At 67.9% G+C, this 13,551-nt stretch carries 11 protein-coding genes; 6 read left to right on the forward strand and 5 right to left on the reverse strand.

All coding sequences use genetic code 11. The annotated features are described in order from the left end of the window. Positions 1 to 198: 198 nt before the first annotated feature. Genes FFS08_RS16525 through FFS08_RS16535 form a run of 3 tightly spaced genes read right to left on the reverse strand, consistent with a single transcriptional unit; the run spans position 199 to position 5,978 of the window. The gene (locus tag FFS08_RS16525; RefSeq protein WP_137864751.1) at positions 199 to 1,623 is read right to left on the reverse strand and encodes an efflux transporter outer membrane subunit; all 1,425 of its coding nucleotides are present in this window, start codon (positions 1,621 to 1,623) and stop codon (positions 199 to 201) included. After that, the gene (locus FFS08_RS16530) at positions 1,620 to 4,817 is read right to left on the reverse strand and encodes an efflux RND transporter permease subunit (protein WP_137864752.1); all 3,198 of its coding nucleotides are present in this window, start codon (positions 4,815 to 4,817) and stop codon (positions 1,620 to 1,622) included. The genes FFS08_RS16525 and FFS08_RS16530 overlap by 4 nt, the downstream gene beginning before the upstream one ends. Positions 4,818 to 4,823: 6 nt before the next feature. After that, positions 4,824 to 5,978, reverse strand: coding sequence for an efflux RND transporter periplasmic adaptor subunit (locus FFS08_RS16535; RefSeq protein ID WP_137864763.1), 1,155 nt, complete (start codon positions 5,976 to 5,978; stop codon positions 4,824 to 4,826). 309 nt (positions 5,979 to 6,287) lie between these two features. Between FFS08_RS16535 and hisS the strand changes: the two genes are divergently transcribed. From hisS to FFS08_RS16560, 5 genes are all read left to right on the forward strand, one after another. Continuing rightward, a complete protein-coding gene (hisS, locus tag FFS08_RS16540; protein ID WP_137864753.1) occupies positions 6,288 to 7,523 on the forward strand; it encodes a histidine--tRNA ligase in 1,236 nt (411 codons plus the stop codon). Next, on the forward strand, positions 7,520 to 8,590 hold the full coding sequence (gene prfA / locus FFS08_RS16545; RefSeq protein WP_137864754.1) for a peptide chain release factor 1: 1,071 nt from the start codon (positions 7,520 to 7,522) through the stop codon (positions 8,588 to 8,590). The genes hisS and prfA overlap by 4 nt, the downstream gene beginning before the upstream one ends. Before the next feature lie 5 nt (positions 8,591 to 8,595). After that, positions 8,596 to 8,889, forward strand: coding sequence for a hypothetical protein (locus FFS08_RS16550; protein ID WP_137864755.1), 294 nt, complete (start codon positions 8,596 to 8,598; stop codon positions 8,887 to 8,889). Then, positions 8,886 to 9,701, forward strand: a complete 816-nt coding sequence (gene prmC / locus FFS08_RS16555; protein WP_137864756.1) for a peptide chain release factor N(5)-glutamine methyltransferase — start codon at positions 8,886 to 8,888, stop codon at positions 9,699 to 9,701. Before FFS08_RS16550 ends, prmC begins: the two co-directional genes overlap by 4 nt. Positions 9,702 to 9,970: 269 nt before the next feature. Beyond that, positions 9,971 to 10,684, forward strand: a complete 714-nt coding sequence (locus FFS08_RS16560) for a DUF4167 domain-containing protein (RefSeq protein WP_137864757.1) — start codon at positions 9,971 to 9,973, stop codon at positions 10,682 to 10,684. A 56-nt stretch (positions 10,685 to 10,740) separates the two neighbouring features. On the opposite strand, the gene FFS08_RS16565 is transcribed toward FFS08_RS16560, so the two are convergent. Beyond that, the gene (locus FFS08_RS16565) at positions 10,741 to 11,040 is read right to left on the reverse strand and encodes a hypothetical protein (protein ID WP_137864764.1); all 300 of its coding nucleotides are present in this window, start codon (positions 11,038 to 11,040) and stop codon (positions 10,741 to 10,743) included. A gap of 65 nt (positions 11,041 to 11,105) precedes the next feature. Here FFS08_RS16565 and FFS08_RS16570 point away from each other — a divergent pair, with 65 nt between their 5' ends. Continuing rightward, the gene (locus tag FFS08_RS16570; RefSeq protein WP_137864758.1) at positions 11,106 to 11,534 is read left to right on the forward strand and encodes a CBS domain-containing protein; all 429 of its coding nucleotides are present in this window, start codon (positions 11,106 to 11,108) and stop codon (positions 11,532 to 11,534) included. Between the two features lie 23 nt (positions 11,535 to 11,557). Here FFS08_RS16570 and FFS08_RS16575 read toward each other — a convergent pair whose 3' ends face one another. Beyond that, on the reverse strand, positions 11,558 to 13,036 hold the full coding sequence (locus FFS08_RS16575) for a lipopolysaccharide biosynthesis protein (RefSeq protein WP_137864759.1): 1,479 nt from the start codon (positions 13,034 to 13,036) through the stop codon (positions 11,558 to 11,560). Positions 13,037 to 13,551: the final 515 nt, after the last annotated feature.

The following is a 13,551-nucleotide window of genomic DNA, read 5'->3' on the forward strand; positions in this document are numbered from 1 at the left end:
TCTGATTTTCCGTCGTCATCCCCGCGAAGGCGGGGATCCAGGGCCAGGTGCGGAGCCGAGATGGCGGGGTGCTGCCCGCTCCGGATGGCGTTCGCGCGGTGGTGCCGATATCCCGCATTACCCTGGATCCCCGCCTTCGCGGGGATGACTAAGGAAGGAATAGCGGGGATGACGATTGAAGGAATATGAGTCCCCAACCTAGGGCTGCGGGCCCGAGGGCGTGACGGTGAGCAGCGAATCACCCCCCAGCGTGCGGTAGAGCGTCACCAGATTGGTCGCCTCGACCAGCCGGGTGCTCACCAGTCCGCGCTGGGCGGTGTAATAGGAGCGCTGCGCGACCAGGTTCGCCAGGAAATTGTCGATCCCGCCGCGATAGCGCGCCTCGGCCAGGCGATAGCTGTCCTGCGCCGCGGCCAGGTTGCTCGTATTGGCCTTCAGCTGATCGGCGATGGTGCCGCGCCGGGCGAGCGCGTCGGCGACTTCGCGGAAAGCGGTCTGGATCGATTTCTCATAGGTGGCGAGCGCCGCGTCGCGCTGGGCCTCGCTCAGCTGCACGCCCGCCCGGCCGGCGCCGGCGTTGAAGATCGGATAGCTGGCGCTGGCGCCGCCCGACCAGTTGAAGCCGTTGCCCGAGAAGAGTCCGGTCAGCGCGTTGCTGGCGAAGCCGAGCAGCCCGGTGAGCGAGATGCGGGGGAACAGCGCGGCGCGGGCGGCGCCGATCTGGGCATTGGCGGCGCGCAGCGTATATTCGGCCTGCACCACGTCCGGCCGGCGGAGCAGCACGCCCGAATCGAGGCCGGCGGGCAGCTCGGCGACAGTGGGAGCGGCTTCCTCGATCGCGGCGGAGAGCAGCGCGGCATCGACATCGGCGCCGACGAGCAGCCGGAGCGCGTTGACGTCCTGCGCCAGCGCAGTCTTCTGCGTCGCCACGTCGGCCTGGGCAGTGGCGAGCGTCTGCTGCGCCTGGGCCAGGTCGGTGCGCGGTGCGATGCCGCCCCGCAAGCGCCGATCGGTGAGTGCCACCGCGCGCTCGGCATTGGCCGCGGTGTCCTGGGCGATCTTGAGCAGGCTCGCGTCCGCCGCATGGTTGAGCCAGGCGGCCGCGATGTCGCCGATCAGCGTCAGGCGCGTGGCGCGTGCCGCCGCCTCGGTCGCGAACCAGCGGTCCTGCTGGGCATGGGTGAGCGAGGCGACGCGGCCGAACAGGTCGAGCTCGAAGGCGGGGATGCTGACATTGCCCGAGAAGTTGGCGCGGGTGCCGCCGGTGGTGGCGGCGCCGGTACTGCTGCCATGTGCCACGGTCGCGCCCGCGCCGGCATCGAGCTCGGGAATGCGGTCGGCGCGCTGGATGCGATATTGCGCGCGCGCCGCGGCGATATTGGCCGCGGCGACGCGCAGGTCGCGATTGTTGGCCAGCGCCTGTCCGATCAGCTTCTGGAGCCGCGGGTCCTTGAAGATGTCCTGCCAGGTGACGCTGGGCAGCGCGGCTTCATCGGCCTTGAGATAGGCATCGCCCGCCGGCCAGCCGGGCGGCACCGGCGCTTCGGGCCGGGCATATTTCGGCTCCATCGAGCAGCCGGCGAGCGCCGTGCTGAGGAGCAGGGTCAGGACCGCGCGCTTCATGCCTGTGCCTCCCGCTTGCGGGCCCGTCGCTCGCGCAGCGCCTTCAGCGCATCGCGCACGCCGCGGCGGACGAGCACGAAGAACAGCGGGATGTAGAAGATGGCGAGGATCAGTGCGGTCAGCATGCCGCCGATCACCGCGGTGCCGATCGCGATGCGGCTGTTCGCGCCGGCACCGGTGGAGATCGCCAGCGGCAGCACGCCGAACATGAAGGCCAGGCTGGTCATCACGATCGGGCGGAAGCGGATGCGGGCGGCTTCGATCGCGGCTTCGATCACGCGCTTGCCTTCCTTCTCGGCGCGCTCGGCGAACTCGATCATCAGGATGGCGTTCTTCACGGCCAGGCCCATGGTGGTGAGGAGGCCGATCTGCAGATAGACGTCGTTCTGGAGGCCGCGGAGCGTCACCGCGAACACTGCGCCGATCAGGCCGAGCGGCACCACCAGCATCGCGGCGACCGGGATCGACCAGCTCTCGTACAGCGCCGCCAGGCACAGGAACACGATGAGCAGCGAGACGCCGTACAGCAACGGCGCCTGTCCGCCGGCCAGCCGCTCCTGATAGGAGAGGCCCGCCCAGGCGATGCTGGTGCCGGGGATCTGCGCGGCGAGTTCCTCCATGCGTTTCATCGCGTCGCCCGAGCTCTTGCCCGGGGCCGGCTGGCCCTGGAACTCGAAGGACGAGATGCCCTGGAAGCGCGACACGGTGGTCGGCGCGGTCGCCCAGCTGATCGTCGCGAAGGAGGAGAAAGGCGTCATCGTGCCGTTGCTGCCGCGCACGAACCACTCGCCGAGATTCTGGGGCTCGGCGCGATAGGGCGCGTCGCCCTGGACATAGACGCGCTTCACGCGGCCGCGATCGATGAAGTCGTTGACGTAGCGGCCGCCCCAGGCGGTCGACAGCGTGTTGTTGACGTCCGCCTGGGTGAGGCCGAGCGCCGCGAGCTTCTCCTGGTCGATCTGGATGTTGAGCGTCGAGACGTCGGGCAGGTCGGACAGGCGCACGGCCTGGAGATCGGGATCGGCATTGGCCGCGGCGAGCAGCCTGTCGCGGGCGGCGACGAAGTCGGTGCGCGACATGCCGCTGGTGTTCTGGAGCTCGAGGGTGAAGCCGTTCGACTGGCCGAGGCCGCGGATCGCGGCCGGCACCAGCGCGAAGACCTGGGCGTCGCGGAAGTTGCGGAAGGCGCCGGCTGCGCGCTGGACGATCGCGTCGGCACTGTTCTCCTTGCCCGGACGATCGTCCCACGAGACGAAGTTGACGAAGCCCTGACCGGTATTCTGGCCGCTGGCACCGCCGCCGCCGCCGCCGCCGGTGACAGTGAAGATGGTGCGGACGTTCCTGCCCTCCTGCTCGCGCAGATATTTCTCGACCGCGAGCTGCACTTCCTGGGTGCGCGCCTGGGTCGCGCCGGCGGGCAGGCGGAACTGGACGCTGGCGGCGCCCTGGTCCTCGGTCGGCAGGAAGCCGGTGGGCAGCCGGTAGAACATCAGCACCAGCACCGCGCAGACCAGCAGGTAGATCAGCAGGAAGATCCATTTGCGATCGACGACATAGGAGATGGTGCGGGTATAATGCTCGACCGTCCACTCGAAGCCGCGGTTGAACTTCTCCGATCCGATGCGGCCCCAGCGGCCGACAAGGGGCACGCGGCGCGAGAACCAGCCGGAGCCGGGCTCGGCCATGTCCTTCTTGCGCTTGAGCACCGTGGCGGTCAGCGCCGGGCTCAGGATCAGCGCGACCAGCACCGACAGGACCATCGCCGAGACGATGGTGACCGAGAATTGGCGGTAGATCACGCCGGTCGAGCCGCCGAAGAACGCCATCGGCAGGAACACGGCGGACAGCACCAGCGCGATCGCCACCAGGGCCACCTGGATCTGGTCCATCGACTTGATCGTCGCCTCGCGCGGGGAAAGCTCGGGGTCTTCCTCCATCAGGCGCTCGACATTCTCGACGACGACGATCGCGTCGTCGACGAGCAGGCCGATCACCAGCACCAGGCCGAACAGGGTGAGCGTGTTGATCGAATAGCCGAGCGCATAGAACACCGCGAAGGTGCCGAGCAGCACCACCGGCACCGCGATCATCGGCACCAGCGTCGCGCGCCAGCTCTGCAGGAACACGAACATGACGATGACGACGAGCGCGATCGCCTCGCCCAGCGTCTTCACCACTTCGTCGATCGAGAGCTTGATGAACTCGGTGGTGTCGTTGGCATAGGCGTAGTTGAAGCCCTCGGGGAACTCCTTGGCCGCCTCCGCCACCGTCGCTTTGATCAGTTCGGCGGTCTTCAGCGCGTCGGCGCCCGGCGCGGTGCTGATCGCGATGCCCGAGCCGGGATGGCCGTTGACGCGGCTGACCGCATTGTAGTTCTCGGCGCCCAGCTCGATCCGGGCGACGTCCTTCAGCAGCACGTGCGCGCCGTTGGTCTGGGTCTTGAGGATGATCTTGGCGAACTGCTCGGGCGTCTGCAGCCGCGACTGGGCGGTCACCGTCGCGTTGAGCATCTGGGTGGCCGGCATCGGCTGGCCGCCGATCTCGCCGGCGGCGATCTCGGTGTTCTGGCTGGTGATCGCGTTCACCACGTCGCTCGGCATCAGGCCGTAGCTGGCGAGCGCCGAGGGGTTGAGCCAGATGCGCATGGCATAGGGCGAGCCGAACACGTTGACGTCGCCCACGCCCGGCAGGCGCGACAGCGTGTCCTGCAGGTTGGACGAGAGCCAGTCGGACACGTCGCGATTGGTGCGCTTGTCGGTCTCGTCATAGACGCCGACGAGCAGCAGCGTGTCCGGGTTGGACTTGGTGACGCGCACGCCCTGCTGCTGCACCTGGTTGGGCAGGCGCGAGAGTGCGGCCTGCACCTGGTTCTGCACCTGCACCTGGGCGATGTCGGGATCGGTGCCCTTGTCGAAGGTGGCGCTGATCGTCACCTGGCCGCGCGACGTGGACGAGGAGCTGAAATAGAGCAGCCCGTCGATGCCGGTCAGGTTCTGCTCGATGATCTGCGTCACCGAGTTCTGCACCGTCTCCGCCGACGCGCCGGGATAGGTGGCGCGGATGTTGACCTGGGGCGGCGCGATGTCGGGATATTGCGCGATGGGCAGCGAGAAGACGGCGCCCAGGCCCATCAGCATGGTGATGATCGCGATCACCCAGGCGAAGATCGGGCGATCGATGAAGATGCGCGACATGAGTGCTCAGCTGCCCTTCGACTTGGATGCGCCGGCGTCCTGACCCTTGCGGGGCTGCTCGATCTTCTGCGGCGTGTCGGCCGGGACCGGGCGGATATCGGCATTGGGCTTCAGGTTGGCGATGCCCTGGGTGATCACCTTGTCGCCGGGGTTGAGCCCCTTGGTGATGACCCAATAGGCGCCCTGGGTACGCTCGGCGGTCACGTCGCGGCGCGCTGCCTTGTTGTCCGGGCCGACCACCCAGAGCTGGGCGGTGCCCCTGGCGTCGCGCGACACGGCCTGTTGCGGCACCAGGAAGGCGCGGGTGTCGATCGCCTGGGTGAAGACCGCGCGGACGAACATGCCCGGCAGCAGCATCCCCTCGGGATTGGCGAAGCGCGCGCGCAGCGTGACGGTGCCGGTGTTCTGGTCGACCATCACCTCGGAGAATTCGACGGTGCCCGTCGTGCCATATTCGCTGCCGTCCTCGAGCTTCAGGCGCACGCTGGCGCTGCCCGGCGTCACGCCCTGCTGCGCCAGTGCGCGGCGCAGCGCGAGCAGTTCGGTGCTCGACTGCTGGATGTCGACGAAGATCGGATCGAGCCGCTGGATCACCGCCAGCGGATCGGCCTGGTTGGTCGTCACCAGCGCGCCCTCGGTGACGAGCGAGCGGCCGATGCGGCCGGTGATCGGCGCGGGGACGCGCGTGAAGTGCAGGTTGATCCGCGCGGTCTGCAGCTGCGCGCCCGTCTGGGCGACTTGCGCGCTCGCCTGGCGCGCCGCCGCCGCGGCATCGGTATAGTCCTGCTTCGACACCGCCTCGGCATCGGCCAGCGGCTTGTAGCGATCGGCCTTGATCCGCGCGGCCTCGGCGCTGGCCCGGGCGTTCTGCAGGCTGGCCGAGGCTTCGGCCACGCTGGCCGCATAGAGGCTGGGGTCGATCTGGTAGAGCGTCTGCCCCTGGCGGACGATCGCGCCTTCGGTGAAGAAGCGCTTGCGGACGATGCCGGCCACCTGCGGCCGGATCTCGGAGACCTGATAGGGGTTAACCCGCCCGGTCAGTTCCGCGACCACCGGCACCTGCCCCGGCTGGACCACCACGAAGCCCACCTGGGGCGGGCCGCCCGCGCCCTTTTTCTGGGCGGTCTGGCTGCCGCTGCCGCAGGACGCGAGCAGCAACATGGTCGAGAGCAGGACAAAGGCAGGTCGGCGGGAGCCGGCGAGGGTGATTCGGCGCAATTCTTCAACCCGGATCAAGGCGCCGACTCCGGCGCGGTGCTTAATGACGATGTTCCTTGTGCAGCCCACTGTGCAGTGCAACACAAGAAATATGCCGGAAACGCGATAAGCGGGCCCCGCAGACCGCACGTTTCCACGATTGGTTACCTGGCGCAACAATTGCCAGCTTGTTGCAGCGTGCCCTGCGGTTATGGGGGCGATCAATCTCCGCGTTGCGGCTGGCGCGGAACCGGCCTATTGGCGCCCGCCAATATGGCACGCATCGAAACGCCCAACCGCATCCGGGGCACCCAGGACATTTTCGGCGACGAGCAGCGCAGGTTCGCCCGCGTGCTCGAGATATTCGATCATGTCCGCAAGCTCTATTGCTTCCAGCGCGTCGACATCCCGGTGTTCGAGGCGACGGGCGTGTTCGCCCGCTCGATGGGCGAGACCAGCGACGTCGTCTCGAAGGAGATGTACACCTTCGAGGACAAGGGCGGCGACCTGATCACGCTCCGCCCCGAATTCACCGCCGGCATCTGCCGCGCCTACGTCACCGAGGGCTGGCAGCAATATGCGCCGCTCAAGCTCGTCACTTCGGGCCCGGTGTTCCGCTATGAGCGTCCGCAGAAGGGCCGCTTCCGCCAGTTCCACCAGCTCGACGCCGAGATCCTCGGCGCCGCCGAGCCGGCGGCGGACGTCGAGCTGCTGGTGCTCGCCGACCAGCTGCTGCGCGCGCTCGGCATCGAGGGCGTCACACTCCAGCTCAACACGCTGGGCGACGCGGAGACGCGCGACGCCTGGCGCACGGCGCTGGTCGCGCATTTCGAGGCGCACAGGGATCAGCTGAGCGAGGACAGCCTGGTCCGGCTCGAGAAGAACCCGATGCGCATCCTCGATTCGAAGGACCCGCAGGACCGCCCGATCGCCGACAGCGCGCCGGACATCGACGCCTATCTGACCGAGGAGGCCGCGGCCTTCTTCAAGGCGGTGACCGACGGGCTCGACGCGGCCGGCGTCGCCTGGACGCGTAATTCGCGGCTGGTGCGCGGACTCGATTATTATCGCCACACCGCCTTCGAGTTCGTCACCGACCGGCTGGGCGCGCAGGGCACCGTGCTGGCGGGCGGCCGCTATGACGGGCTGGTCGGCAATCTCGGCGGCCCCGAGACGCCGGGCGTGGGCTGGGCCGCGGGCGTCGAGCGGCTGGCGATGCTGATCCCGGAGCCGGCGGCGGAGCGGATGCAGGTCGCGGTGGTGGTCGAGACTGCGGGTGTCGAAGGGACTGCGATCGGCTTGCTCGCCGGACTCCGCAACGCGGGTTTCAGCGCCGAGCTGTTCGCGACCGGCAGTGCCAAGAAGCGCTATGACCGCGCGCTCAAGGCGGAGCCCGCGATGACGCTCTCGTTCCAGGCGCGCGACGGCGAGCTCTTGATCAGCCAGCGCGTGATCCGTGCCGACGCGGTCGATTCGGATGCCGTGGCCGCATTGGTCGCTGCGCGATGAAGATCCCCGCCGACCGCATCGCCGCGATCGAGGCGCGGCGCGACGAGTTGCAGGCGCAGATGGCGACCGGCGATCTCAGCGGCGACAGGTTTGTCGCCGTGTCCAAGGAATATGCCGAGATCGAGCCGGTGGCGCTTGCCGCGGGCGAGGTCCGGCGGCTGCGTGCCGAGGGCGAATCGCTCCAGGCGATGGCGCAGGAGCCCGATGACGAACTGCGCGCGCTGGCGGCGGAAGAGCTGCACGCCAACGAGGCCGCGCTCGCCGATGCCGAGCGCGGCCTCGCCCTCGCGCTGCTGCCCAAGGACGCGGCCGATGCGCGCCCGGCGATGCTCGAAATCCGCGCCGGCGTGGGCGGCGACGAGGCGGCGCTCTTCGCCGGCGACCTGCTGCGCATGTACCAGCGCTATGCCGATCGCATGGGCTGGAAGATCGAGCTGATCTCGGCCTCCGAATCGGAGTTCGGCGGCTACAAGGAAGTCGTGCTCAGCGTCACCGGGACCGGCGTGTTCGCCAAGCTGAAATTCGAGAGCGGCGTGCACCGGGTGCAGCGCGTGCCGGCCACCGAGGCGGGCGGGCGCATCCACACTTCGGCGGCGACGGTGGCGGTGCTTCCGGAAGCGGAAGAGGCCGATATCCGGATCGACGACAAGGATCTGCGCATCGACATCTACCGGGCCTCGGGCCCGGGCGGGCAGGGCGTCAACACCACCGATTCGGCTGTGCGCATCACCCATTTGCCCACCGGCACGATCGTCATCCAGCAGGACGAGCGCTCGCAGATCAAGAACAAGGCCAAGGCAATGAAGGTGCTGCGCACGCGCCTCTACGAGGCCGAGCGCGACCGGCTCGCCTCGGCGCGGGCGGGCGCGCGGCAATCGATGGTCGGCTCGGGGGATCGCTCGGAGCGCATCCGCACCTATAATTTCCCCCAGGGCCGCGTGACCGATCACCGCATCAACCTGACGCTCCACCGCTTGCCCGAAGTGATGGAAGGCGAACTGGACGAGCTGATCGGCGCGCTCGTCGCCCAGGACGAGGCGGATCGGCTGGCGCAGCTCGATTCGTGAGCGACATGGCCGACATCAATACGGCCATCTCCGCCTATCTGGGCTATCAGCGCGCGAGCCATCCGCAGGCCGATTGGTCCGCGGTCGTCGAGGCACTGGGCATCGCGCGGGCACAGGCCGTGGAAATCCCCATGCTTTGCATCCTCGGCGAGCTTGGCCACATGCAGCCCGATTGGCGCACGCATGGCCTATGGAAGGGCAGCGAATGGGCGGTACGGGAGTTGCGGAAGGTGCATGGCGGGATCGATGATCGCGCGGCCAAGGCACTGGTCTGGGCCTTTTCGTGCAACAACCAATGAGTGTTCGCGCCGCCCTCAACCAGGCTGCCCATGCGCTCGAAGCCGTTTCCGATTCGCCGCGGCTCGATGCCGAACTCCTCGCCGCCCAAGCCCTCGGCACCACGCGCGAATCGATGATCCTGCGCCACCTCGGCGACCCGGTGCCCGAAACGCTGGAAGCGCTGGTCGCCCGCCGGCTGGCGCATGAGCCGGTGGCGTACATCACCGGCCGCCGCGCCTTCTGGACGATCGAGCTGGCTGTCGGTCCCGGCGTGCTGATCCCGCGGCCCGACAGCGAGACGCTGATCGAGGCGGCGGTCGACTATTTCGGGGCGAACGCCCCTGCGCGGATCCTCGACCTGGGCACCGGCCCCGGCACGCTGTTGCTCGCCGCGCTCGCCGAATGGCCCGAGGCGCGCGGGCTGGGCGTGGACGCTTCGGATGTTGCACTCGACTATGCCCGGCGCAACGCCGCGGCGCTGGGGATGGCGGCGCGCGCCGGGTTCCGGCGCGGTGATTGGGGGCAGGGGCTCGACGACCGCTTCGACCTGATTCTCGCCAATCCGCCCTATATCGGGACGGAGGAGCCGCTGCCCGAGCAGGTCCGCCGGTATGAGCCGGGCTCGGCGCTGTTCGCGGGGGCCGAGGGGCTGGACGATTATCGCCGTATCGTCCCCGATCTGCGGCGCCTGCTCGCGCCGGGCGGCGCCGCCGTGCTGGAGATCGGCTGGACCCAGGCCGAGCCGGTATCCGCGATTGCCCGGAATAGCGGTTTTGCCGTGACTCTGTACAAGGATCTGGGAGAGCGGCCGCGCGCACTGCTCCTGACTTGAAACGACGCGAAAACGACACATATTTCTGCTTGGACATTGGTGCTGCACCGGCTAAGACAGCGACGGGGTAGGGCACTTTCAACCAAGCCGTTGAAACTTGGGCCGTGAAAAGCACAGCCCCGATTCAGGTCATGATAGCCGCTGCAGTCCGGTGGCCATGGCAGGCGTGTCGCGCCTTCCGAGGCGTTGGCGCGCATTTGTAAACTGCATCCGGGACCCAGGAATTGGACCGACGGACAGCGTAAACAAGACAGGACATATAGACCTTGATGAACAATCGTCAGGCCGGCCGCCGTCGTGGTCGTGGCGGGCAACAGCAGCGCCAGGGCGGTAACCCCGGCCAGGGTAACGGGAATCGCATCGACAACCGTGCGCGCGGCAATGCTGCCCAACTGCTCGAGAAGTACAAGAATCTGGCGCGCGACGCCCAGATGCAGGGCGATCGGGTCAACACCGAATATTATCTCCAGTTCGCGGATCATTATTTCCGCGTGCTGAGCGAGAGCCGCTCGCGCTTCGAGGAGCAGAACCAGCAGCGCCGCCAGCGCGACGATTTCGACGGCGACGACGAGGATTTCGACGTCGAGGCCGACGGCAATCGCGCCGAGGAAGCGGAAGAGCAGCAGGAGCAGCGTGCCCAGCAGCCGCCGCGCCGCGAGCGCGAGGAGCGTCAGCCCCGCCGCGAGCGTGAGGACCGCAACGGCCGCGCCAATGGCTATGGCAATGGCCATGCCGTCGAAGGCGAGCTTTTCGAAGCCGCGGCTGAAGAGCGCGCGCCGCGCGAGGAACCGGCACCGCGCCGTGGCCGCCGCCCGCGCCGCGAGGAGGCCCAGGCCGTCGAGGAAAGCCATGCGATCGACGCCGCGGTGCTCCCGCCCGCGCTTGGCGTGATCGAGCCGGCCCCGGCCGAGGCAGCGGAAGAGCCGGTAAAGAAGCCGCGTCGCCGCCGCACCCGCGCCGAGGATGCGGAAGCGACTGCCTGATCGGCGCTGCGCGCGCCTGAAAATCAGCGAAACGGGATCGGCGGCTGGGCGAAGGCTCAGTCGCCGATTTCTATTTCGTCCTTCAGCCGATCCTCCACCTGCGCGTCATGGCCGGTGCCCGAACTCAGGAACATCAATCCCATCAGCATGGCGCCCAGCAGGATCGTGAAGAACACGCCGAGCGCGGTGGCCAGGATCACGGTCAGGTTGAGCCAGCCCAGCCAGTGCCACAGGACCAGGATCGCGAGCGCGGCGGAGGCCGCCGCGGCCAGCGCCATCCAGCCCAGGATGCGGCGATAGCGCGCCCAGGCGAAGGCGGCATATTCGGGATCGTCCAGGCCGTGCGGCGCGTCCATGTTTTGCAATTGGGGGCGATCTATGGGAGACTCAACCGCCTGGACCCGAATCTGGAGTGATGGCGATGACGATCGCAGCGATCCTGGGGGGCAAGGGGCACGAAGTGGTCTCGATCGATGGCGAGCGGACGGTGGCCGATGCGGTCGCGCTGCTTGCCGCGAAGCGGATCGGCGCCGTGCCCGTGATGTCCGGTGGCGCGGTGGCCGGCATTTTTTCCGAACGGGACGTGATCTATTGCCTTGATCGTGAGGGCGCCGGGGCGCTCGCGCGCCAGGTGCATGAGGTGATGACAGCGCCGGCGATCACCGTTTCGCCCGATGAGAGCGTGCTCGGCGCGCTGGCGCTGATGACGCGCCGCCGTATCCGCCACTTGCCGGTGGTCGAGGGCGATACCTGTATCGGCCTGGTCTCGATCGGCGACCTGGTGAAGTATCGGATCGAACGCATCGAATCGGAAGCGGATGCGATGCGCGCCTATATCCAGGCGGTGTGATCCCTTGCGGGGCCCTGCCCATTCTATCCGTGGCGGTTGCGGATCAGGTTGATCGATTCGATCAGGACCGGGCGCGCGAACAGGAAGAGCAGCCCGCCATAGATGAGGCCGCCGGCGCTCACCAGCAGCGCGAGATGCGGAAGCGCCGGGAGCGGCGGCAGCAGCGAATCGAGTCCGGTGACGAGCAGCGCCATCGCGCCGGCGGCGCATACCGGCGGAGCGATCGCCCGAAGCAGCGCGCCGAGCTTCACGCCGATCACCGGCAGCGTCCGCCAGGTCGAGACCGCGAGATAGACCGGATAGGCGGCGAACCACGCGGCGACGAGTCCCATCAGCCCCCAATGCACCCCGATCAGGAATGCGATCGGCAGGCAGAGCGCGCCGGTTGCCGCGTTCTGGGCGCTGATCCCCGGGCGGCCGCAGGCGTCGCTGGCCGGGGCATAGAGCACTTGCAGCGTCATCATCGGCATGGCGAGCGCGAGCCAGTGCACCACCGGGGCCGCCTCGAGCCATTTCGGCCCCAGCGCCACTGCGACCAGCGGGTCGGCCGTTGCCGCCATGCCCAGATAAAAGGGCATGGCGACCACCATGATCAGCCGCGCCGATTTGGTGAAGGCGGCGGCGACCGCGGCCTTGTCGTCCTTGAGCCGCGCATAGGCGGAGAAGGCGACTTCGTTGAGCGGGGGCACGAACTTGGAGACGAAGATCTGGGTGAGGAACAGGCTGGTCGTGTAGATGCCCAGCATATGCGGATCGAACAGCCGGCCGGCGATGAAGACGTCGGCCTGGCTCTGCGCGAACCAGAAGAGCTGGCCGGTGGCCATCACGCCGCCATAGCGGGCAATGTCGCCGGCGCCGCGAAAGTCGAAGCTCGGCCACAGGAACGAGCGCGCCGCGATCGTCATGCCGATCGCCCGAGTGAAGAACAATGCGATCGGCGCGGCAACCAGCGTCCATACCCCCATGCCGGCAAGCGCCCCGGCGAGTGCCGTGATCGCCCCGGCGAGCGCCGAGACGAAGTTGACCAGCGCCTGTCTGCGGAAGTCCATCGCGCGCGAGAGCAGCGCCTGGGGCAGGGCGATGAAGGGGGTGGCCATGTATAGGAGTGCCTGCACGCGCAGCAGGTCGGCCACCATGGGCTGGCGATAATAGGCAGCGGCGGCGGGCGCCGCGAGGAACTGGATCGCGCCCAGTCCGAAGTTGAGCAGGATCAGCATGCCGAACAGCTGGCGCTGCGCGTGGCGGCCGGCGTCCTTGCGCTGGATGAGCGCGCTGGCCAGGCCATAGCCGTTGAGCATGTTGAGCAGGACCAGGATCACCTGAGTCATCGCGAACAGGCCATAGGCCGAGGGGCCGAGCATCCGGATGACGATGAAGGTCGAGGCCCAGGTGAGCAGCTGGCCGAAGATCTGGGTGCCCGAACGCCAGATCACGGCGCTGCGCACCTGTTGGCGCAGCGCGGCGCTTTCGGCTTCGGAACTGGCCCGCATGGTATCGCTCATCCCGCGCGCTATGCGCCCGTTCCTGTTTATGCGCCGTAAACCGCCCGAAAGGCGCGAATTTGCGCAGTTTCGCAGGCGTGAACCGTATCCGGAATTCGGATTCGAAGGCAGATTCGCGCGTGATTCGGGGGTGATTCGAGCGATTCTCGCCCGAAAGGGTCATCGAACCGTCATCGCGGCGCCGGACGGATCGATAGAAAACCGCGGATTTCTGCGGTTTCTGGGCTCTGTTTCGAAAAAAAGACAGAAAGTTTCACAAGGCTGTTGACGGGTCGAAAGGTCACGCATAGAAGCCACTCCACCGACGCGGTGCTCCTCACCGGAACGACGCGGCGGTCACCAAAATCCAGGCGCACAGGTCGCCCCGAGAAAAAGGGGTTAGACGGTGCGTCGGTTTTTGTCGCTCTTTGACATGGTTGATTTGATGAAGGGACATGTGGGCGGCGGCCCTGGGTTCTGACGGCTTCTAGGCGTCGGGTACTCAGATAAAGACAAGCCGTTCCAGGGTCTTCCGG

This window comes from Sphingomonas sp. 1F27F7B (assembly GCF_005503355.1).
GTDB lineage: Bacteria > Pseudomonadota > Alphaproteobacteria > Sphingomonadales > Sphingomonadaceae > Sphingomonas.